The organism is Loigolactobacillus rennini DSM 20253 (assembly GCF_001436505.1).
Classification (GTDB): Bacteria; Bacillota; Bacilli; order Lactobacillales; family Lactobacillaceae; genus Loigolactobacillus; species Loigolactobacillus rennini.
In genome coordinates this window covers 1-20845 of sequence record NZ_AYYI01000034.1, presented here as the reverse complement: position 1 = coordinate 20845, position 20845 = coordinate 1, and the positions used below count along the sequence as shown (strand labels likewise).

21 protein-coding genes and 1 riboswitch are annotated in these 20845 nt (G+C 38.8%); of the genes, 10 read left to right on the top strand and 11 right to left on the bottom strand.

The features are described from left to right. Window positions 1–83 precede the first annotated feature (83 nt). Entirely contained in the window at window positions 84–1487 is a 1404-nt protein-coding gene (pepV, locus tag FC24_RS05515) for a dipeptidase PepV (protein ID WP_057873888.1), read from the top strand. Between the two features lie 246 nt (window positions 1488–1733). Here the strand turns inward: pepV and FC24_RS05505 are convergent, their stop codons facing one another. Together FC24_RS05505 and FC24_RS05500 are read right to left on the bottom strand one after the other, a co-directional pair. Further along, complete coding sequence (locus FC24_RS05505) at window positions 1734–1913, bottom strand: hypothetical protein (RefSeq protein WP_057873886.1); 180 nt, start codon at window positions 1911–1913, stop codon at window positions 1734–1736. A gap of 33 nt (window positions 1914–1946) precedes the next feature. Continuing rightward, window positions 1947–2405: an ASCH domain-containing protein gene (locus FC24_RS05500; protein ID WP_057873885.1), complete on the bottom strand. Its 459-nt coding sequence runs from the start codon at window positions 2403–2405 to the stop codon at window positions 1947–1949. 93 nt (window positions 2406–2498) lie between these two features. On the opposite strand from FC24_RS05500, the gene FC24_RS05495 reads away from it, so the two are divergent. After that, a complete protein-coding gene (locus FC24_RS05495; protein ID WP_057873884.1) occupies window positions 2499–2957 on the top strand; it encodes a hypothetical protein in 459 nt (152 codons plus the stop codon). A gap of 25 nt (window positions 2958–2982) precedes the next feature. Here FC24_RS05495 and FC24_RS05490 read toward each other — a convergent pair whose 3' ends face one another. Beyond that, window positions 2983–3231 carry a hypothetical protein gene (locus FC24_RS05490; protein ID WP_057873883.1) on the bottom strand — a complete coding sequence of 83 codons (249 nt, stop codon included), beginning with the start codon at window positions 3229–3231 and terminating at the stop codon, window positions 2983–2985. A gap of 172 nt (window positions 3232–3403) precedes the next feature. On the opposite strand from FC24_RS05490, the gene FC24_RS05485 reads away from it, so the two are divergent. Together FC24_RS05485 and FC24_RS05480 are read left to right on the top strand one after the other, a co-directional pair. Then, on the top strand, window positions 3404–4366 hold the full coding sequence (locus FC24_RS05485; RefSeq protein WP_057873882.1) for a biotin--[acetyl-CoA-carboxylase] ligase: 963 nt from the start codon (window positions 3404–3406) through the stop codon (window positions 4364–4366). Between the two features lie 117 nt (window positions 4367–4483). Next, window positions 4484–7039 (top strand): transglycosylase domain-containing protein, encoded by a 2556-nt coding sequence (locus tag FC24_RS05480; RefSeq protein ID WP_057873881.1) that lies wholly within the window; start codon window positions 4484–4486, stop codon window positions 7037–7039. Between the two features lie 222 nt (window positions 7040–7261). Here FC24_RS05480 and ccpA read toward each other — a convergent pair whose 3' ends face one another. After that, the gene (gene ccpA, locus FC24_RS05475; protein WP_057873880.1) at window positions 7262–8263 is read right to left on the bottom strand and encodes a catabolite control protein A; all 1002 of its coding nucleotides are present in this window, start codon (window positions 8261–8263) and stop codon (window positions 7262–7264) included. Window positions 8264–8470: 207 nt separating this feature from the next. On the opposite strand from ccpA, the gene FC24_RS05470 reads away from it, so the two are divergent. Further along, window positions 8471–9565 carry a M24 family metallopeptidase gene (locus FC24_RS05470; RefSeq protein WP_057873879.1) on the top strand — a complete coding sequence of 365 codons (1095 nt, stop codon included), beginning with the start codon at window positions 8471–8473 and terminating at the stop codon, window positions 9563–9565. Window positions 9566–9644: 79 nt separating this feature from the next. Here FC24_RS05470 and FC24_RS05465 read toward each other — a convergent pair whose 3' ends face one another. Both FC24_RS05465 and FC24_RS05460 read right to left on the bottom strand, forming a co-directional pair. Further along, window positions 9645–10052 (bottom strand): YtxH domain-containing protein, encoded by a 408-nt coding sequence (locus FC24_RS05465; RefSeq protein ID WP_057873878.1) that lies wholly within the window; start codon window positions 10050–10052, stop codon window positions 9645–9647. Further along, window positions 10052–10519, bottom strand: coding sequence for a DUF948 domain-containing protein (locus FC24_RS05460; protein ID WP_057873877.1), 468 nt, complete (start codon window positions 10517–10519; stop codon window positions 10052–10054). The genes FC24_RS05465 and FC24_RS05460 overlap by 1 nt, the downstream gene beginning before the upstream one ends. Before the next feature lie 253 nt (window positions 10520–10772). Between FC24_RS05460 and FC24_RS05455 the strand changes: the two genes are divergently transcribed. From FC24_RS05455 to FC24_RS05440, 4 genes are all read left to right on the top strand, one after another. Continuing rightward, window positions 10773–11654, top strand: a complete 882-nt coding sequence (locus FC24_RS05455) for a mechanosensitive ion channel family protein (protein WP_057873876.1) — start codon at window positions 10773–10775, stop codon at window positions 11652–11654. Between the two features lie 94 nt (window positions 11655–11748). After that, window positions 11749–12585, top strand: coding sequence for an aldo/keto reductase (locus tag FC24_RS05450; RefSeq protein WP_057873875.1), 837 nt, complete (start codon window positions 11749–11751; stop codon window positions 12583–12585). A gap of 48 nt (window positions 12586–12633) precedes the next feature. After that, window positions 12634–13017, top strand: a complete 384-nt coding sequence (locus FC24_RS05445) for a hypothetical protein (RefSeq protein ID WP_057873874.1) — start codon at window positions 12634–12636, stop codon at window positions 13015–13017. A gap of 166 nt (window positions 13018–13183) precedes the next feature. After that, window positions 13184–14245: an LCP family protein gene (locus FC24_RS05440; RefSeq protein ID WP_057873873.1), complete on the top strand. Its 1062-nt coding sequence runs from the start codon at window positions 13184–13186 to the stop codon at window positions 14243–14245. 106 nt (window positions 14246–14351) lie between these two features. Here FC24_RS05440 and FC24_RS05435 read toward each other — a convergent pair whose 3' ends face one another. From FC24_RS05435 to FC24_RS05415, 5 genes are all read right to left on the bottom strand, one after another. Next, window positions 14352–15116, bottom strand: a complete 765-nt coding sequence (locus FC24_RS05435) for an energy-coupling factor transporter transmembrane component T family protein (protein ID WP_057873872.1) — start codon at window positions 15114–15116, stop codon at window positions 14352–14354. 7 nt (window positions 15117–15123) lie between these two features. Next, complete coding sequence (locus tag FC24_RS05430; RefSeq protein ID WP_057873871.1) at window positions 15124–15936, bottom strand: energy-coupling factor ABC transporter ATP-binding protein; 813 nt, start codon at window positions 15934–15936, stop codon at window positions 15124–15126. After that, a complete protein-coding gene (locus FC24_RS05425) occupies window positions 15929–16825 on the bottom strand; it encodes an energy-coupling factor ABC transporter ATP-binding protein (RefSeq protein ID WP_057873870.1) in 897 nt (298 codons plus the stop codon). Before FC24_RS05425 ends, FC24_RS05430 begins: the two co-directional genes overlap by 8 nt. A gap of 23 nt (window positions 16826–16848) precedes the next feature. Next, window positions 16849–17508: an ECF transporter S component gene (locus FC24_RS05420; RefSeq protein ID WP_057873869.1), complete on the bottom strand. Its 660-nt coding sequence runs from the start codon at window positions 17506–17508 to the stop codon at window positions 16849–16851. 104 nt (window positions 17509–17612) lie between these two features. After that, a riboswitch (FMN riboswitch) is annotated at window positions 17613–17736 on the bottom strand. Window positions 17737–17988: 252 nt separating this feature from the next. Then, a complete protein-coding gene (locus FC24_RS05415) occupies window positions 17989–19569 on the bottom strand; it encodes a C40 family peptidase (RefSeq protein WP_057873868.1) in 1581 nt (526 codons plus the stop codon). Window positions 19570–19907: 338 nt separating this feature from the next. Between FC24_RS05415 and FC24_RS05410 the strand changes: the two genes are divergently transcribed. Then, window positions 19908–20588 carry a metal-dependent transcriptional regulator gene (locus FC24_RS05410; RefSeq protein ID WP_057873905.1) on the top strand — a complete coding sequence of 227 codons (681 nt, stop codon included), beginning with the start codon at window positions 19908–19910 and terminating at the stop codon, window positions 20586–20588. Window positions 20589–20845 lie beyond the last annotated feature (257 nt).

Genomic DNA, 20845 nt, shown 5'->3' with positions numbered 1-20845 from the left:
TCTAATTGCTAAATGTATCAAATATTGATATGATAGCGTTAGCATTTCAGATAAACTATATTAAAAGAAAGCAGGTGCGATTGATGACAATTAATTGGGAAAATGAGGCTAACAAACGGGCAGATGCCATGTTTAAAGATTTAGCCGAACTCGTTGCAATTGATTCCTCACGTGACACTGAGCACAAAACCGCCACCGCTCCTTTAGGTGAAGGTCCCCGGGACGCGTTATTAAAAGTACTTTCTTTTGGTGAACGCGACAAATTCACAACCAAAAACATCGATAATTTAGCAGGCCGGATTGAATATGGCCAAGGCAAAGAGACCTTAGGCATCTTTGCTCATATGGATGTCGTCCCGGCTGGTGATAACTGGCAAACTGATCCTTTTAAGATGGTCGAAAAAGACGGAAAACTATTCGGCCGGGGTACTAGTGATGACAAAGGCCCTGCAATGGCAGCTTACTATGGTCTAAAAATTGTTCGGGAACTAGGCTTACCAGTGAATAAAAAAATTCAATTAATCTTTGGGACGGATGAAGAGTCTGATTGGGAAGGCCTTAATCGTTACCAAGAAACAGAAAAGTTACCTGACTTTGGATTTTCACCAGATGCTCAATTTCCAATCATCAACGGTGAAAAAGGCATTACTAACCTGACCATCAAGTTTCCAACTTTAGCTGCTAGCAAATCAGATGCTTTAACCCTTACTAGTTTCACCTCTGGATTGCGTGCAAATATGGTGCCACAAACTGCAACGGCTGTCTTACAGGGCAGTACCGACTTAAAAGCAGATTTTGAAAACTTCTTAGCTGACAAACCAATTTCTGGTGAAATCAACACTGCCGACAATCAAATAACGTTAAAAATCACCGGCCGAGTGGCTCATTCTCAAGCGCCAGAAGATGGGATTAACGCAGCAACTTACTTGGCAACATTTTTAGCTGATAAACAACTTGATTCAGCAGGCAAAGCTTATGTCAACATCATCAGCAAATATTTCCACCTTGATTATAACGGTAAGAAACTAAACATTGATCATGAAGATAAGGTAATGGGGCCAGTTACCACTAGTGCAGATATTTTCCATTACCAAGCTGGTGAAGTACCGGATATCTTGCTAAACGTTCGTTATCCAAAAGGAATTGACGAACCAACTTTGATTAAAAACATCAAAACAATTTTAGCTGATTACAAAGTTGAAATTACCCCAGGTAATCATAAGATGTTACCCCACTACGTTTCACCAGATGACCCATTAGTTTCAACCCTACTATCCGTTTATGAAGATCAGACAGGTAAACCAGGCTTTGAAACAGTTATCGGTGGCGGTAGTTATGGGCGTTTGCTCAAGCGTGGTGTCGCTTTTGGTGCTTTATTCGATGAAAAAGATAACGTCATGCACCAAGCTAACGAATATTCGATTAAGGCTGACTTAGTTAAAGCAACCGCTATTTATGCTCAAGCCATTTATGAATTAGCTAAATAAGCAACCTTCCGTTAATCAATTGATTCTGCAGTCATAATTAAAAAGTTGGCACACTTTGAATATAAAGTTGTGCCAACTTTTATTATGCCTTATTTTTTTGATGCCTACTATCAATAAAAATGGCATACCAATTATTTCTGCAGCTAAGGTTTTACAGTGAAATAATTTTATCTTCTCGGTCAAACACCATTCATTATAAATATAAAGAGGCTGTACCATGATCATGGTACAGCCTCTTTATATTGCTTAGCGATAAATGACAACCACCAATAACATTTCGCTGTCAATATTATCGTTGCTAGTGATCGAAGTTAATTTAACATCTACTAGTTCACGGTCCGCTTCACTAATATCCGCTAAAATTTTGTTCAAACGTTTTTCTAACTCTAACGCGTAAGTGGTAAACACTTTGCTTTGGTAATGCATAACAAACTCCTTTTCATAGTCGGCAGTCAATCATCAGTCGTGATATAATAGTGCAAATCGTTCCAATAAAACCAATGATTGATCCGTAAATGGCTGCTGCGCTGCCGCCAATTCCTGCGTGAAAAATTTTTCATGGACTTTACGCCAATAAGCTAACGTGCGGTCGCCTTCACCTTCTGCATAAGCATGATCAGCACTCACATCACAAAAAGGCACCACATTAACCGCAGTTGTCCGAATAATGGCAACCGCCTGTTGATGTCCGTTTAAAATAACACTATAATCACCAACATGAGGTAAAGGCATATTCGTTAGTCCATATAGCGCATAATTTGAAGCTGTCGCAGTTTTCTTACGTTTCAACACTAGATTTGCTAGACTATCAGCCATTTGTGGATTTGCACCAAACGACCAAGCATCAAAATCACTAGTGATTTCAGGATGTTCAGCCGTAAATGCCGTCCACATTTTTATCGCTGATTCGTTTTTCATATCGCTACTCCCTCATTCCTAATTTAATTATAGGAAATTGTCCCGATTTTGACAATCAACGATAAACTAAATAATTGAGTTAAAGGTGAAAAAATGAAATTTGAACTTTATCATCCCATGATGAGTACAAACTATACACTAGATTGGCTCACGCAAACACCATTAAAACAGATTAAAGCAGCGCTGCCGTCGCAGTCAAGCATGACGGCTACTGCTCAACAAATTAACCAAGCCATGCAATTAATCATGCACAACCAAGCATTAATTTGGGGAATCACCCACCGCCAAACAAAAACTTTTTGCGGTATCGTCCGCTTAGACATTAGTCCTGACCAACAGGCCACGTTAAAATTTAGTTATCGCCAGCAAACACTGACACTTGCTGCACAACTTGAAATCATTGCTTACCTAGCTGCATTTACATTTAAACAGCTTAAACTACAACGCTTTGTCGTTAATACTGCCAACAGTGCAGTGGGATTACGTCGACAATTATTAACACAAAATTATTCGCCAAGCAAAGAAAAAATATACTTAATAAAAAACAAGTAACTTTTTGCAAGTCACTCGTTAGCCATTATAAAAAGATACGTAAATTACGTTTGTTAATGACGATTGTTTCCGACCGGGTTTGTTTATGATGTTGCCGCAATAAATGTTTGATTAATTTTTGTAGCTTCCCATCATCTGCCTTAAGCTTTGCCAGTACGTCAGTGTTGATTTTTAAAACCAGCTTCTCTTTAGAATTTGGCACCTCAACGCGCACCTGTTTTTCTTTAATCTTAGCTGGGTCAAACTTATGCTGTAAAAAATCTTGCCACGTCACAAAAAAACCTCCCTTTACTCTATTATAGTCTTTTTTTAATAAAATAGCTTTCATCAGCTCATTTTTTCATGTAAACTAATTAGTTTAAGGGAATTCGTCACTAAGCTTTCGATTTAGAAATTATTTCACTACCGGCCATACTAATTTACCTAGTGATGCATTGGAGTAACTCATGGACACGCAAACAAAACTTTTAAAACAACTTATTGCAAGTGCACCGCATTACATATCACAACAGCAGTTGAAACAAATTTTAAACTGTTCAACAACAGAAATTGTCAATCAAATAAAAGCATTAAATGCATTAGGTCACCATATCGATAGTAGATCAACAGCGGGTTATCGCTACTTAGGCGACCAGTTATTAGAAACCAGTATCCATCAGCAGCTCAAACCGCAATTTCGCGGATTGAAACTACATTTGTTTGATCAAGTATCATCTACTAACCAAGTAGCTAAGCAAACTGCAACACAGGCGGATAACCAGGTTCAGGTATTTATCGCCAATCAACAAACTGCTGGTTATGGCCGCTACCAGCGACCTTTTGTTTCACCAGGACAAACAGGAATTTACCTTTCTATTCTATTACCCTTACAACAACCACTCACCGCAATCGGCTGTTTAACTACTGCTGTCGCAACTGCTGTGTTTCGTGCCATCAAACAAACTACTGGCATCACCACTGCAATTAAATGGGTGAATGACCTTTACTATCAACAAAAAAAGATTTGCGGTATTTTAGCGGAAACGGTTACGGATGCCACAACCCAAAACATTTCACATTTGGTCATCGGTATTGGCGTTAATTTCATGCGTTCAACTGCTATCCCCGCTCATTTAAAAACTAAAGTGGGCGCATTATTTACACAAATTGCACCGATTACGCGTAATCAATTAATTGCTGCAATTTTAAATCAATTTTTCGTACTTTACCCGACTTACCCATCAGGTGCTTTTTTAACAGAATACCGGCAGCATTCCTTATTGATTAACCGGCGAGTGACTTTAAAATTAGGTGACCAAAACATTACTGGTACCGTTAAAACGATCAATAATAAGGGTGAATTAGTTTTAGCAACTCACAATGGACTGAAAAATTTTAATTCTGGCGAAGTCACCAAAGTTTATTTTTAAAAAGAAACGAAAATTTACCAAAGTCTTTCAATTTGGTTACCGTTGTGATTTTTCCAGCGCAAATAAAATTCAATCTGTTATAATACGATAGAGTATTTAGATTTTTAAGGTGGGATGATGTTGAAAGACCATAGATCTAGAACCGATCAGCGACAACAGAAACGGCCTGATGGGTTCTTCCCGCGCTTGCGCCATCTGTTTAGCCGCATATGGCATTACATAAAAAAACGTCTTAGTTTCCCCGATGTGACGTTAAAAGAAACTAACTCAACTAGAGAAGCTATTTTTTATTATTTAGAATTAAGCATTGGGATTATTCGTAGCTTATTACTACATTTATTAGCATTCGGTTTGGTCGCCGGTGCTTTGGCATTGGGCTTAGGTCTAGGTTATTTTGCTTCTTTAATCAGCCATACAGATATTCCTGATTACACAACTATGAAAAGTGAAATTAATAGTAGTTACGAAGCGTCTAACCTTTACTTTGCCAAACACGTCCGTTTAGGCACCATGCAGACTAATTTGGTGAGTCAATCAGTTTCGATTAATCAAATTTCGCCTAACCTGACTAAAGCTATCACGTCAACTGAAGACGAATACTTTTATCAGCATAAAGGTGTCGTCCCAAAATCAGTTTTACGCGCATTAGTATCTAGTTTAACGGGAATTGGCGCGCAAACTGGGGGATCTTCGCTGACTCAGCAATTAGTTAAAATGCAAATCCTCAGTTCTGAAACTACTTTTAAACGTAAAGCAACCGAGATTCTCTTAGCCTTGCGGGTAGACAAATACTTTTCAAAAACTGAAATTTTGCAAGCTTATTTAAATGCTGCTACTTTTGGACGCAATAATAAGGGGCAAAACGTTGCTGGCGTTGAACAAGCTGCCCAAGGTTTATTTGGCATTCCAGCTAGTCAGGTTAACTTAGCACAAGCTGCCTTTATTGCAGGCTTACCACAAAGCCCGTCCGTTTATACACCGTATAAAAATAACGGCAAACTTAAACGAGACCTTTCCTATGGTTTGCAACGGAAGAATACAGTTTTATTCCGGATGTACCGTGATAATAAAATCAGTTATCAGGCTTATCAAGCCGCTAAAAAATACGATCTAACCAAAGATTTCTTACCTCAAGGTGAAGATTCACAAAAGAAAATTAAATACGGCTATGTTTACAATTTATTAACACAACAAGCTAAAGACATCATAAAAAAACAGCTTTATCAAAAAGATGGTTTGTCTTCAACTGAAGTTAATAAAAGTGGTGCCCTTTCGCAGCAATACGATCTTCAAGCCGAGCAATTACTTGCCAATCGCGGTTATCACATTTATAGCACGATCAACAAACCGATTTACAATGCGATGCAACGGGTCATTAAACAACAGGGGCCTTCATTAGGACAAACCTACCACGATACCACCACGGATGCGAATGGTAATGCTATTAAAGTTAATGAGCCTGTTCAAAATGGCAGTGTACTCTTAAATAATCAATCTGGCGCTATTCTAGGCTTTATCGGCGGCCGTAATTTTTCTAAGAGTCAATTGAATCATGCTTTCACTCAACGTTCACCTGGGTCTTCAATTAAACCATTAGCTGTTTATGCACCAGCTATTGAGCGGCAGATTATTGGTTCAGAAACTAAATTAGCTGACTTCAAAGTTAACTTTAACGGCTATAAACCGACTGATTATGGAAATACCATTCAAAATCGTTTTATCAATGCACGCGAAGCACTGAAGTACTCTTATAACATTCCAGCAATTAACCTTTATCGGGAAGTTAAAGCCCAAGGTTCAATTAAACCTTACATGGAAAAAATGGGAATTAAAACATTAACTGCTAATGATTACAAGAACTTAGGCCTAGCGTTAGGCGGAACTGATTATGGTGTTACCGTTGCTGATGCAGCCAGTGCTTATTCCACTCTATCGAACGCTGGTCAACACGCTGACGCTTACATCATTGACAAAATTACCGATGCAAATGGCAAAGTAGTTTATCAACATCAGCCGACTACCACTAAAGTCTTTTCGCCTGCAACAGCTTATATTACTTCTAATATGATGCATTCTGTGGTAACTAGCGGAACAGCTAGCCAAGTATCAAGTGACACAACATTTAACACCAGTAATTTAGCCGGTAAGACAGGAACCTCCAATGATAACCGGGATAGCTGGTTTGTTGGCAGCACACCTAAGGTTACATTAGCAACTTGGACTGGCTATGATAACTATAATGGTTCTTCTTATAATTTAACGGATGCATCCAGTGAAATTACTAATCGATTCTGGTCAAACTTAGCTAATGAAATTTATAATACTGATCCCCAAGCATTAGGAACTAACTTGAAGCGAAAACGCCCTAATGGGGTTAACAAGGTCTCCGTTGTGAAAGCAACCGGTAAACTACCGGGACGTTTAACTGTTAACGGACAAAGTATTTTTGCTAGTGGCACCCGAAAGAAATCTTATTATGCTGGTTGGAAACCGGGTAAAACCACTAAGAAATTCGCTATTGGTGGCAGAGATAAAGATTACAATGCTTTCTGGAAAAATTATTTGCAGGGCAATAATCCTGAAGCTGCTCTCCATGGCGGTGAGGTCATCCCCAACGAATACACTGAGGGCAATGGCAATATCGGTATTGGTCAAAGTAATACAACCAATTAATTTTTTGCTTTAACTAAAAGCTCGCCTATTATTAGGTGAGCTTTTTATTATGCTGAATTTGACCAAAAACGATTAGTATAAAAGCATTTTTAGCCATAAAAAAACTAGGTCATTCACAAATATGAATGACCTAGTTTTAGTAGCTTATTTTACTTAAAGAATCGTTTTACTAAAGAAACTACTACCCCATTTAATTGAATACAAGTTAAATGTCACACTTAATTACTTAGTTGTTCCCCGCTCAACAATGCCATAAGGTAACAGGATAGTTTGGTTAGCAATATCTTCTTTATTCATCATCTTAGTGAGCAAGCGCATTGCAACCGCACCAATGTCATACAATGGCTGAGTAATAGAACTCATTTTAGGACGTGCAATTTCGGCCAATTTAGAATCATTGCTAGTAATCAGTTCAAAATCATTAGGAATGTTGATTTCATCATCACCAGCACCATTTAACAACCCGATTGCCAGTTCATCGTCACCAATGACAGCTGCTGTTGCACCTGCAGCCTTAACGCGATCCCAAACGGCTTCACCGGCCTTATAGCTGTATTCAGTTTCAAATACTAAACTTGGATCATATGGAATCTTAGCCTTAGCCAACGCTTTTTTATACCCTTTTAACCGGTAGGTCCCGTTAATAGGTTGATTCAAATTGCCGGTTACAAATGCAATTTTTTTATTACCATGCCGGATTAAAGTACTGGTTGCCTCATCAATCGCAGCCACATAATCAATGTTAACACTGCCGATTTGTTCATCTGGATCAACAGAACCTGCTAATACAATCGGTGTTTTAGAACGCATAAATTCTGTCCGAATACTATCGGTGATCTGGTGACCCATAAAAATAACCCCATCGACTTGCTTTGCCAACAACGTATTTAACACTTGAATTTCTTTTTGACTATTGCCGTCCGAATTAGCCAAAATAATGTTATATTTATACATCGTAGCAACATCATCAATTCCACGAGCTAAAGAAGAGAAGTAAATGTTGGTGACATCTGGAATGATGACCCCAACTGTTGTAGTCTTTTTGCTGGCTAGACCCCGAGCAACTGCATTCGGCCGGTAGTCCAACCGATCAATCACTTCTAATACTTTTTTACGTGTTGCTGGTTTCACATTAGGGTTCCCATTAACAACCCGTGAAACAGTGGCCATTGATACACTAGCTTCACGCGCCACATCATAAATTGTAATCGTCTGTTTATCCATTATTGATTCCTCACTTTGTTTTCATTAATTTTCATGTAATTACCTTACTTAATTTAACAAAATTTGCAAAAAAATGCAAGCGTTTTAAATGCTTTTTTCATAAAATTTCCACGGATGTTTTCATAATTGAAAATAATTAGAACTAAAAATTTATTAGCGGATATTATGCTATAATAAAAGTAATTTAGAAAGAAAGGATGATCGTTTATGAATCATTTGCAAAAACTGCAAAACTGGTTAGCACAAAATCATTTTGAAGTTGCTTATGTCAGCAACCCAACAAATGTTGCCTACTTCTCCGGTTTTTTTGCTGATCCAGAAGAACGTGTTCAAGCTTTGCTAGTCTTCCCTGATCAAGATCCCTTCTACTTTGGTCCGCAACTTGAAGTTGAGGCCGTAAAAGCCAATGGTTGGCACTACCCAGCTTATGGCTACTTAGACCACCAAGCACCTTTTGATTTAATTGCCGACCAAGTTAAAAAACGTGTGGCTAATCCAACACGCTGGGCAATTGAAAAAGATGATTTAGCTTTCGGTCGCTATGAGAAACTACAACAGGCTTTCCCAGAAGCTAAATTCCTTGGCGATGCCAGTCGTTTCATTGAACAAGCAAAATTAATTAAAACACCTGATGAGATCGCGTTGATGAAAGCCGCCGGCAAAGAAGCTGACTTTGCATTTGAAGTTGGTTTTAAAGCAGTTCAAGCTGGTCGTACTGAACAAGAAATCGTTGCAGAAATCGAGTATGCACTGATGAAACGTGGTGTCATGCAGATGAGCTTTGATACTATCGTTCAGGCAGGCGCTGATGCTTCAGATCCGCATGAAGGTCCTAAAGCAACACAAATTAAACCTGATGAACTAATTCTATTTGATTTAGGAACAGTTCATCAAGGCTACATGAGTGACGCGACACGAACCATTGCTTTTGGACACCCTAATGCAAAAGCTTTAGAAATTCATAAAGTTTGCCTAGAAGCACAATTAACTGCTCAAGCAGCGGCTAAACCAGGTTTGACGGCTGCAGAATTAGACCACATTGCCCGTGATGTCATCACCAAAGCCGGTTATGGTGAATACTTTATCCACCGGCTAGGCCATGGTATCGGGACATCAACTCATGAATTTCCATCCATCATGGAGGGCAACGAGCTGCAGTTACAACCCGGCATGTGCTTTTCTATAGAGCCTGGTATTTATATTCCAGGTGTAGCAGGTGTCCGCATTGAAGATTGCATTCACATTACTGAAAATGGTAATGAACCATTTACCCATACACCTAAAGAATTACAGTACATCTAACACTAGAAAAACAAACGTCAAAAACGGGACACAGCAATTAAACTGTTGTCCCGTTTTTCAATGGCTAATTATTGATTAACTATTGGATAGTATCACTTTGCGGTGCTTCTGAAGCTGCACTAGATTCGCCACTTGCGTCTTTTGCTTCACCAAAAGCGCTTTGGCTTTCTAAGTTGATATCAGCATAATCTGTTGTATCATCAGCAGCTTGACTAGCCGTATCAGCAGCAACGGACGTCGCATCTGCTGCCGCACTAGTTGCTGTTTGACTCATGTCATTGGCAACATCGCCAGCAATATCTGTAAATTCATCAGCAGCATCATCGGCAAAATCTGCATAATCTGCAGCTTTGTCGCGAAATTGATTAACTTTGCGCGTTAAGTTATCCCGTAATTCATCACTTGATTCTGGTGCCAATAAACGGGTTGCGGTAAATGCAGCCGCGCCACCAAGTAAGAAACCTAAAAGAAAACGTCCTTTTGCCATTATAAATCGCTCCTTTGTTGTGTGTTCATTGTTGATTGAGCTGCTTTTTTCTGCCGTCGCTTACGGTAAAGCCGTAAAGCACTTGCACCGACTCGCTGCATGGCAGAAACTTTTGCACCTGTTACACCGATATTTGTCACCCTGTTTGCCAAACGCCGACTTGCATCATTTAATTCTGAGACACTACTACCTAAATCGCCCGCAGCTTGGAAAACTGGATCCAAAGTGGCCACTTTGCCATTCACATCATCTAATAAAGTATTGCTTTTAGTTAGCAAGCCTTCAACCTCTTTAGATAATGTGTTGATATCATTCGTGACCACTGTTACTGTTTTAGTCGTCTCATTAACAGTCGTTTGAATGTCAGACACGACCTTAGTGACCCGTCGTAATAAAACGACAAGTGCGATCACTAAAATTAAAAATGCAATGGCAGCAATCAGGCCAGCAATTTCGCCACCAGTCATTATATAACCCCCTCTACCATTTCATCAGCAAGCAGCAAAAGTGCCAGCTAAATTTAATCCATTGTAACCTACTTCAAACTATCATGCTATTTTTTCACTTAAAAAGTTAATGCAACAGATAGTTATACTGATTCGCTAATGTTTTTAGAATAGCATTATTTAGCGCTTTCTTCAATGTTTAGCATTGAATTTGGCAACTTTATCTTTTTTTTGCTACACTAAAACCAGCTTATTTAGAAATTAGGTGGACATTTTGACCGTTGGACTATTATTAACCGTATCAAGTACTGTCACTAAACAGACAAATATTTTTACGCGTTTTGTACAAAACATTAAATGGGAAGAAATCTTAAGTAAATTAACTGGAATTGTATTTGAATTAATTTTATTAACGATTCTGTTTGCCATCATTAATCGCATCACCCGCTTGATCATCGAACGCAGCTTTCGTAACTATAAAGCGAAACGGCATTTAAGTGAAGGTCGGGCCCAGACGCTTTACACACTGCTATCCAATAGTTTTAAATACCTTATTTTCTTCTTTTATCTCTACGCTATTTTAAGCGTTTTAGGTGTTCCTGTGGGGACCCTGATTGCTAGTGCTGGAATTCTAAGTGTTGCCTTAGGTTTAGGTGCACAAAGCTTAGTCAGAGACTTTTTATCTGGATTTTTCATCCTACTTGAGCAACAACTTGATGTGGGTGATCACATTAAAATTGACGATATTGAAGGCATTGTCACTTCTGTAGGTTTGCGCACAACTCAAGTTAAAAGCTTTGACGGCACACTTAATTTTATTCCAAACAGTAATATTAACATCGTCAGTAATTTATCTCGCAGTGATATGCAAGTTCAAATTGATGTGCGCCTACGGGCAAATACTGATAGTCAACAAGTGGAAAAAATCTTAAAACAAGTTAACCAAAAACTTGTGCCACAATATCCAGAAATCCATTCAGGTCCAGAAATATTTGGCTTAGTTGATCTAGGTAAAGGTAATTTTGCTGTTCGCGTTTTACTTTATACACAAAATGGTGCACAAGCACGGATTGAAAGTGATTTTCTAGCTGCTTACGTTGCCGCTTTAAATGCTGCTGGAATTAAATTACCTGCACCTACCCCACCAGTTGGTTAATAGTAACAGCTTTATTTTTAAATAAAGTTAAATTGTCAAATGCAGCATCTAGCCCTACAATAGAGATACCAATTCAGTAGAAAAGAGGGTCATTATGCTACCTAAATTACCCTTAGCTGACGGCAATAGCATGCCACAGTTAGGTTTAGGCGTTTATCAAATTACTGATCAAGCGACCATGGATCAAGCTGTTAAAGCAGCTTATCAAACTGGTTACCGTTTATTTGATACTGCGCAAGCTTACCAAAATGAAGCAATTTTGGGACAAGCTTTAAAAAATAACGCGATTCCGCGGAACCAAATTTTTCTAACGACCAAAGTTGCAGAAGTCAATCAAGGTTACCGCAACACTTTAAAATCTGTCACTGCCTCATTAAAACGACTGCAAACAGATTATCTTGATTTATTGCTAGTGCATTGGCCGATACACTCCCAATTCTTTGCAACTTGGCGTGCCTTTGAACGTTTAAAATCCGAAAAGATTGTACGTAGCATTGGTGTTTCTAACTATCATCAAACACATTTAGATTATTTAGCTAGTCAAGCTAACGAACAACCAGTAGTTAATCAAATTGAAAACCATCCTTATTTGTCGCAAGAACCATTATTGGCCTATCATCGACAACAACAGATTATCACTCAAGCTTGGAACCCTTTAGGTCGTGGCGTTGTTTTACAGGATCCGGTAATCACTAAAATTGCACAACAACATCAGCGTAGCGTTGCGCAAATTATTCTACGCTGGCATTTACAACGCGGATTGGCCATTATTCCTAAATCAAAATCGCCGCAACGAATCGCAGAAAATGCTGCTATTTTTGATTTCGAACTAAATGCAGATGAGATGACCAATATCGCACGCTTAAATCAGCAACAACGAACGGGTAATGATCCCGAAGTGGTTTATCAGATTGAACACCAATATCATTAAAAAATTAATCCTAATTTAGGTTAATTCAGACAAGGAGATCACGGTGCCATGCCGACAAGTAAACATGAATATGCTTTTCCAATTAAAGTTATCAAACATGCGCAGCATTTTAACATCAAATTTTTAACCATTCCTAAGTTAACTGCCTCTGGCGAAATCTATGCGGAAGCAGAATATTATGCTTACCGAGTATTGGCAGATCATTTATTGCCATTAAAAGCACACCCAGAAAAAATTCAAGCATTGACCAATCAAACGATGACCGATAAAACAACAGATAGTCATTCTTTTTTATGCTTGATTTTTGTACCAGCTAATTTAGACCCACATAAAATGCAAGCGCAGTTTATCATACCCCGTGATTCAGCAGCACATGCGCATGCAGAACTCAACAAAATTACACATCTCATTGATGAAAAGACACCCTTTTAGTTTTTATACTAGACTAGGTTTAACGGCGCGTGCATGCTCGTCATTTGAGTTAACTAAAATGATATTTAACCCAGTAAAGGCTGTGACTAATCCTGTCTCAGCCTTTACTCATTACATATTTTTTGCAACGGCTAAACACCTGATTTAAGCTTTCTAGGAGGCTATTATGCCAGAAAATGAAGCACCTACTCGCAGTGAGCGTAATCAAATTAAAAAACAGCATCCAATTTTAAAAATTGTCTTATTAGTTGTCTCAATTATCGTTTTTTTACTCTGCATTTTTTCCTATAAACTGTATACTGATTTAGGTGATACTATTTCTGGCATGCACGCAACAATTGGCCAAGAATCGCAAAAAATCCAACAAAAAAAGCCATTTTCTGTTTTACTTTTAGGTACAGATACTGGTGCTGATGGTAGAAAATATCACGGTAATTCGGATACCATTATCGTTGCAACCGTTAACCCAACTAAACAACGCGTTAAATTAGTCAGCATCCCACGTGATACGTTAGCTGAGCTTGTAGGCAGCCAACCGCAAAAAATGTTAAAAATCAATGCTGCCTATAATTATGGTGGAACTAAAATGGCTGCTGCAAGTGTGCGCCAATTATTAAATGTCCCAATTGATTATTACATGACCATCAATATGGGGGCCTTAAAAACCATTGTCAACGATATTGGCGGTGTTGATGTTAATATCCCCTTCTCTTTTACCAGTGTATGGACTGGCGGCCAAAAATTTAAAAAGGGAGAGCACCATTTAAATGGTAGCCAAGCTCTGGCTTATTCCAGAATGCGGCATGAAGACCCACGAGGCGACTATGGCCGCCAATTGCGGCAACAACAAGTCATTCAAGCTATTTTGAAAAAAGCAACTCGACCACAAATGTTATTACAGTACCAAAAGGTTTCTCGTGATCTGCAAAAACACGTTCGTACCGACTTAACCTTTCGTGATTTTAAAACTTTACTATTTCACTACCGGCATAGCGCTGGTAACATTAAATCTGATCAGCTCCAAGGCCAAGATGCCTGGATTGATGGTGGTTCTTACCAAATTGCCACTACCAAAGAATTAAACCGTGTTTCCAACAATATTCGTCACGAATTAGGACTAGCTAAACAAACAGTCGATAATGCTGAAGTCTACCAAAATGAAAATAATCCTTACTTTGATGGTACCAACAATCAAACATTTTACATTAGTCGCAATTTTAACGATTAATTATTAACGTTAATCGTTTTAGTTATCAAAACAGAGGCGGTGACAAAAGTAATCCTTTTGTCACCGCCTCTGTTTTTTCCCCACATCATCCTTTTATCGCCTTTAATTATTGAAAAAGCCACCAATTTAATAACATAAAACTAAGTAAGACCAGATAAGCCAAATAATCACGACGCTGGTAATTAATTTTAGCATAGTTAAAAGTGCGAGCGCCTTTATGATAACCTTTGGCCAATAACGCATTAGCCACTTGATTTGCATTTTTCATGGAAATCAAAATAATCGGTTGTAACAACTTGGTATAATCCAGCAGCCGTTTAAACCAAGTTTGTTTGCCTTGATTATTAGCCCGTAATTTATAAGAAGCTTGTACTTCAATGATGGTATCTTTAAAACGATTAATGAATGATACCATAATAATCATGGTTAAAGGAATTGCAGCACCATTATAACGGTGCAACGTGACTGAATGACAGATCTTCCCAACTGCTAGCGCCAACCCTTGCGGTGTTGTTTTGACAATTAAACAAAAGGCATAGACTAGAAGAAGTGTAATCCGGATAAAAATTTTAATATCCATATCAGTTAAACTCAGAAAATACCACGAATAAAGTACTTTACCGTTAACAAACAATAAATTGGCTAATAAATTAATGGTTGGGACAAATAATAAAAGGCGCCAATGGCTAAACACTAATTGTCGCTCATGTTTGGTGAAAAACAAAGCTAACACTAACGCCGTTAAAGCAATGGTTAAGAAATATTGACTATAGTAATGAAATGTAAACATAAATAATGTCATGACCACACAAGTAATCAACTTAGTGCGGGCATCTAAAGTTGGTTTAACGCTGACTGATTTAGCAAGCAATGATTTTTCACCTCAGCTTCCATATTTGTGTAATTGCAGCGGCAATTTCTTGGTTTGATCGATAATACTGTTGATCAGTAAACAGACCTTGAGTAATTAAAGCTTTGGAAATGGCAGCTTGGCTGGGAACCCTTAAATGATAATGTTTAAAAATAGCAGGTTGCCGTAAAGCAGCTAGAATCGGATATTTCTGGACGCGGCCGTGCCCAATAAACAAAAGCTCATCCGAAACAGCCACTGCTTCATCAATATCATGGGTTACCCAAATAGTTAAATGTTGACGCTTATATTGCTTCAACAAATCTAAAACAAATTGGCGATAATGTGCATCTAAACCAGCCGTAATTTCGTCACATAACAAAATTTCAGGCTGTTTTTTCAGCATAATGGCCAACGCCAAACGCTTTTTTTGTCCACCAGATAATTCAAATGGTGATGCGGTTAAAAGCGGCTTCAAGGCAAATTGCTGAATTAAATTTTCTACCGACGCCGCACCTGCACCATAACGTAATTCATCTAACACGGTTTTATTAAAAAATAAACTATCCGGATTTTGTAAACAGTATCCAACTTGATCTAAATAATCTCGGCGCTGCTTTGCAGACTGATAAACATCTTTTGTTTTAAAAGCAACCGTGCCCGTGGTAGGCGCTACTAAACCGCTGATTAAATTCAAAAAAGTAGTCTTACCCACACCGTTAACCCCAAGTAAGCCGTAAAGTTTATGTGGTACTAGCGATAACGATAGTTGGTTAAAAATTGGTCGCTCATCACCTTGTGTCGTTTTAACAGTATAATTAACATTCTTTAACTCAAGCATGTTGCTGCCTCCGCAATAATCTAGCAACTTCTCGTGTAAATGCCGGCAATGAATTGTCTGCTAATTGCCCAACCGGCAAACCCGCTTGTTTTAACGCGGTGATAATCGCCAATGTATCTGGTACTGGTAGTTGATTTGCCTCTAAAACTGCTTGATCGGTTAATAAACTTTTAGTAGCGTAACTCTGTTTAATCGTACCTTGATTCAAAACTAACACCCGATCAGTTAATGCAAGTTCAGCTAATTTATGGGTAACTAATAAAATTGTAACCCGGTGTTCACGTTGTAATTGTTGCAACAGTTGTATGACCATATCCGTATTGGGACCATCTAACTGCGCGGTTGGCTCGTCCAATATAAGTAACTGTGGATGAATAGCAAGTGCTTCAGCAATGGCCAAAAGCTGCTTTTGGCCTCCTGAAAGTGCAGTAAATGGTTGTTCAACCAAATCCTGTAAACCAAACAAACTGGTGACCTCAGTAATTGCATTTTCAATTTGCGTTTCGTTATATCCAAAATTAGTGAGATAAAGCAGCATGTCTTCTGTAAAGTTCTGACCGATGAACTGTGCCTCCACATCTTGAAAAACCATCGTCACAAGCTGGTGTAGATGCCACTCAGGCTGAATTGACTGATAGTCAGCGCCATTAAGGGTTATTTTCCCCTGATTTGGTTCAATGATGTGAGCTAAAATTTTACTAAGTGTCGATTTTCCCGAACCATTAGGCCCCACTAAACCTAAAATTTCATTAGGATAAACCGATAAATTAATATCATGTAAAATTTCGGTTTTACGCGTTTCCATGTTGAGATTCAACAACTGCTCAACTGCATACTGCACATGCGTAACCTTTAATAATGCATTTGCTGATTGTTTAATAACAGCCACCAGCTTTCTAGCGAATTTAAGAATTAAACGACTTTAAAGTAACTTAGAACTAGTAAAACAATTGTCAAAATAATCAATAGAATAACCGTGTAACTAGTCCAACGCTGCTCGTTTGGAATGACGTTCAAATCATTTTTATTTAATGTATTACTCTTCAATAATGCATTTACAATTGGCTTATAAAGGATCAGTGTGAAAACAGCATTTAAACCACCTTTAATTAAGTTAAACGGCAAAATAATTGGAACTAACATTTTAAGTACAGTTGACCGTGGATAGCCGAAGAATAGCGGAGTTAACACATAATTCCACAACAACATCGCGATGGTTAACGCAACAATCCCTAGCACTAACCCAATTACCAATGACCGTAATCGTTTCCATTTCTTATATGCAACAACTGGTGGTAAAACAAAGCAAACCGCTGCGATAACATTCATAACAAAACCGATCACACCAGTAGAACTGACCGTAATCATTTCAAAAAAAGGCACGACAACGCATAGAATAAGTGCAAAAATCGGTCCAAAAATAATACCACCAATGGTTAAAATAATGTCTTTAGGTTCGTACCTTAAAAAGGCAATCATTGGAATTTTAAGAAACACAACCGACAGATACGCTAACGCACCAAAGGCAGCTAAAAAAGTAATGTAGCGGATATAATTACGATTTTCCCGCATGACTAAATTCTCCCCTTCCCAAAAAAACAGCCACGCATAAATACGAGGCTGTGTGATCTTTGATCCTTAGCTAATAGAATTAATAAATTAAACTCATTTTGGCTAAGTTTCTTCTCTCATCCAGACTTTCACTGTCGGTTTCAGCTTCACACTGAATCCACCGTTAACACGGCTTGCGGACTTTATTTCACCGCCGATCGGGAATTACACCCTGCCTCGAAGAAAATTAACTATTCAATTAATGATTAAGTAAACAGATCTGTCTTACTACATTTTAGGATAAGGCAAACCGTGTCATTATGCAACTACTAATCACTTTTATTTTTAAATAAATTCGTCATTACCCAGTTATTATCTTTGATAGCACACATCAATTACAAAACAAAAAGTACCAACTAAACGCTATACTGCGCATAAAGCAAATAAAAAACCGTGTGAACCACAATGTGACTCACACGGTTTTATACGTTAATTTAATTATTAAAAGACACGCACACCAAAGGATGGTTTGAAGTAATTACTAATTGAAGCAATTGTTACTGATTGACCAGGTTGTGGTGCATGGATGTACTGATTATTTCCAATGTACAAAGCAACATGGTAAGTTGACCCTGCACTACCCCAGAATACCAAGTCACCTGGTTGTAATTGACTAATTGAGACTCTTTGGCCTGCACTTTCTTGAGCCGTTGTTACACGCGGAATAGAAACACCAGCCTTAGCCAATGCCCATTGCGTTAAACCAGAACAGTCAAACCCAACACCAGGCGTTTCACCACCCCAAGAGTAAGCAACACCGATTTGCGACTGTGCAGCGGAAATTGCTGCTTGAGCACCAGTACCATAATTGGTATTATTGCTTTTTTGTGTTGCATTGTTATTGTTAGTTGTTGCTTGTGTTTGTGTCGAAGTTTGCTGCGTTTGTGCAGCTGTAGCCTGAGTACTTGCCTGACTAGCTTGTTGTTGCTTAGCTTGGCTAGCTGATGCTGCGTTAGCTGACTGTGTCGCCGCTGATTGTGCTGCCGCTTGACTAGCTTGAGCTGTGGATTGCGCAGCCTTTTGCTGTTGTGCTTTAGCCTGTGCAGCTGACGCTGCGTTAGCTGACCGTGTCGCCGCTGATTGTGCTGCCGCTTGACTAGCTTGGGCTGTGGACTGCGCAGTCTTTTGCTGTTGTGCCTTAGCCTGTGCAGCTGACGCTGCGTTAGCTGACTGTGTCGCTGCTGATTGTGCTGCCGCTTGACTAGCTTGGGCTGTGGACTGCGCAGTCTTTTGCTGTTGTGCCTTAGCCTGTGCAGCTGACGCTGCGTTAGCTGACTGTGTCGCCGCTGATTGTGCTGCCGCTTGGCTAGCCTGGGCTGTGGATTGCGCAATTTTTTGTTGTCCTGCTTCAGCTTGCGTCTGCGTTGCAGAAGCTGCATTAGTGGTCTGTGTTGTTTGCGCTGCACTAGCGGGTGCAGTCGAAGTAGCCGTTGACCCAATGTTAAGTGAAGTTGCTGAAGCCGGCGCTGTTTGTGTTAATTGTGGATCATTATAAGCAACATAAGCGCTTGGTACCCAAGCATTGTCACCAATTTGATACCAAGTAATGTTGCCCACTTGTTTTTTGTTAGTAATCGATTTAGTTTGGCCATAAACCATATAATGACCGGTTGCTACGCCGCTTGTTGGTGAAGTCCAGACTGTGATGGCACCAGCTTTATAATTACCAGTAACAGTATCCGCCGTTTTTGCAGGTGCTGTCTTAGGTGCTGTTGCATTAGCAGCTTGGAAATATTTAGCTGGTACCCATTCGTCATTAGCAATTTGATACCATTCTTCACCATAAACTTGTTTTGTTGCTTGAACCTTAACTGTTTGGCCCTTAGTCAAGTAGCGTGTTGGTTGTTGACCAGTAGCGGGCTGATTCCATACCGTGGTTGCCCCATTTTGATAAGTAACCTTGGCCGTCTGAGCTGCTTTAGCTTGCTGCGTACCTAAAAGTGTTGCACCAGCTAAGCCAATTACACCAGCAGCTAAGTATGTAGATAAATGTTTACTTGTTTTATATTTTGCTTTCGCCATTTAACGAATGCCCTCCTTAATGTGTTTCAACATCAGATAGAAATGTTCGTCATCATCAGATGGGGAACCACCCAGTACCCCAAACTCTTGTGATTAAGTATACCGTATTTTAAGAAAAATTTACAGTGTTTAACTATCCGTGATTAAATTGTAATCTTTTTGTGAAATCAATTTGCCAAATGAACTTTAAACAAATCGGCAATAAGTCAATGATAAGTGAAAATCACTTAAATGTAAACGTCATTCACTTACTTTTACTGTCGTCTGCATCAAAAATGCGCTATAATAGTAGAAGTAAATTCCTCGGTAAAACTTTCTACAGGAGCGTGATAATGTCAATGACGCCGATTAAGGAAGATTATTTAAAAATCATTTTTGAATTAGGTGGTGCAAAAAAAGAAGTTTCAAATAAACAAATCTCTTTAGCACTTGGCATTGCTGCCGGTTCAGTTACCGAAATGGTTAGTAAATTAAAAAAAGAACATTTAGTCACTCATAAACCTTATCATGATATTGCCTTAACTAAATCTGGTCTTGATCAGGCCATTTTATTGATCCGTAAACATCGGCTTTGGGAAACCTTTTTAGCCCAAGATTTAAATTATGCTTTACCAGATATTCATCCCGAAGCTGAAGTACTGGAGCATGTTACTAGTCCTAATTTATTAACACGTCTAGATGAATTCCTAGGCCACCCAACACATTGTCCTCATGGTGGTGTCATCCCTGATCAAGATGGCCATTTTCAAGAAGAAAGCTATACAGTTCTCGCAACCATTCCAGATGGTCAAACAGTCACCATCGAACGGTTCATTGATGATCACGATTTGCTCACCTATTTAGCTGACATTAAGTTATCCTTGGAGACCCAAGTTACTGTGATTAAACATGAACCATTTGATGGCCCCATCCGGGTAACCACTAATTCTGGGCAGGAATTTAACATCAGTTTTAAAGCTGCCCATAATATTTTTGTAACGGACGAAAACGGTGCGCCATTAGAACATACAACTAGATAATTAACAACGCACCTGATAAAGCACTGACAATTAACACCATCAGCATTCTCATTACGTTACAGGTGACAGCTTAAAGTAAAGGTTTATCAGAATACTGAACAGTTGCCACCTGGAATAATCTAGCTTGGTGTGTTGGTTAATTTTATGAAACGTAATTGAATTTACATCTATAGTTAAAATAGAGGCGGTACCACAAAAATGGGGCTCTTCGTCAACTGTTGTTGGTGAATTAATTATAAAAGTTCTAATCACTTTGT

Coding starts and splice junctions, on each gene's coding strand:
- FC24_RS05495 (WP_057873884.1), top strand. CDS start 2,499: ATGAAATTTGAACTTTATCATCCCATGATGAGTACAAACTATACACTA.
- FC24_RS05480 (WP_057873881.1), top strand. CDS start 4,484: ATGTTGAAAGACCATAGATCTAGAACCGATCAGCGACAACAGAAACGG.
- FC24_RS05500 (WP_057873885.1), bottom strand. CDS start 2,405: ATGAAAAACGAATCAGCGATAAAAATGTGGACGGCATTTACGGCTGAA.
- FC24_RS05460 (WP_057873877.1), bottom strand. CDS start 10,519: ATGACTGGTGGCGAAATTGCTGGCCTGATTGCTGCCATTGCATTTTTA.
- FC24_RS05420 (WP_057873869.1), bottom strand. CDS start 17,508: ATGCGGGAAAATCGTAATTATATCCGCTACATTACTTTTTTAGCTGCC.
- FC24_RS05470 (WP_057873879.1), top strand. CDS start 8,471: ATGAATCATTTGCAAAAACTGCAAAACTGGTTAGCACAAAATCATTTT.
- FC24_RS05410 (WP_057873905.1), top strand. CDS start 19,908: ATGACGCCGATTAAGGAAGATTATTTAAAAATCATTTTTGAATTAGGT.
- ccpA (WP_057873880.1), bottom strand. CDS start 8,263: ATGGATAAACAGACGATTACAATTTATGATGTGGCGCGTGAAGCTAGT.
- FC24_RS05415 (WP_057873868.1), bottom strand. CDS start 19,569: ATGGCGAAAGCAAAATATAAAACAAGTAAACATTTATCTACATACTTA.
- FC24_RS05445 (WP_057873874.1), top strand. CDS start 12,634: ATGCCGACAAGTAAACATGAATATGCTTTTCCAATTAAAGTTATCAAA.
- pepV (WP_057873888.1), top strand. CDS start 84: ATGACAATTAATTGGGAAAATGAGGCTAACAAACGGGCAGATGCCATG.
- FC24_RS05505 (WP_057873886.1), bottom strand. CDS start 1,913: ATGCATTACCAAAGCAAAGTGTTTACCACTTACGCGTTAGAGTTAGAA.
- FC24_RS05430 (WP_057873871.1), bottom strand. CDS start 15,936: ATGCTTGAGTTAAAGAATGTTAATTATACTGTTAAAACGACACAAGGT.
- FC24_RS05440 (WP_057873873.1), top strand. CDS start 13,184: ATGCCAGAAAATGAAGCACCTACTCGCAGTGAGCGTAATCAAATTAAA.
- FC24_RS05450 (WP_057873875.1), top strand. CDS start 11,749: ATGCTACCTAAATTACCCTTAGCTGACGGCAATAGCATGCCACAGTTA.
- FC24_RS05485 (WP_057873882.1), top strand. CDS start 3,404: ATGGACACGCAAACAAAACTTTTAAAACAACTTATTGCAAGTGCACCG.
- FC24_RS05465 (WP_057873878.1), bottom strand. CDS start 10,052: ATGGCAAAAGGACGTTTTCTTTTAGGTTTCTTACTTGGTGGCGCGGCT.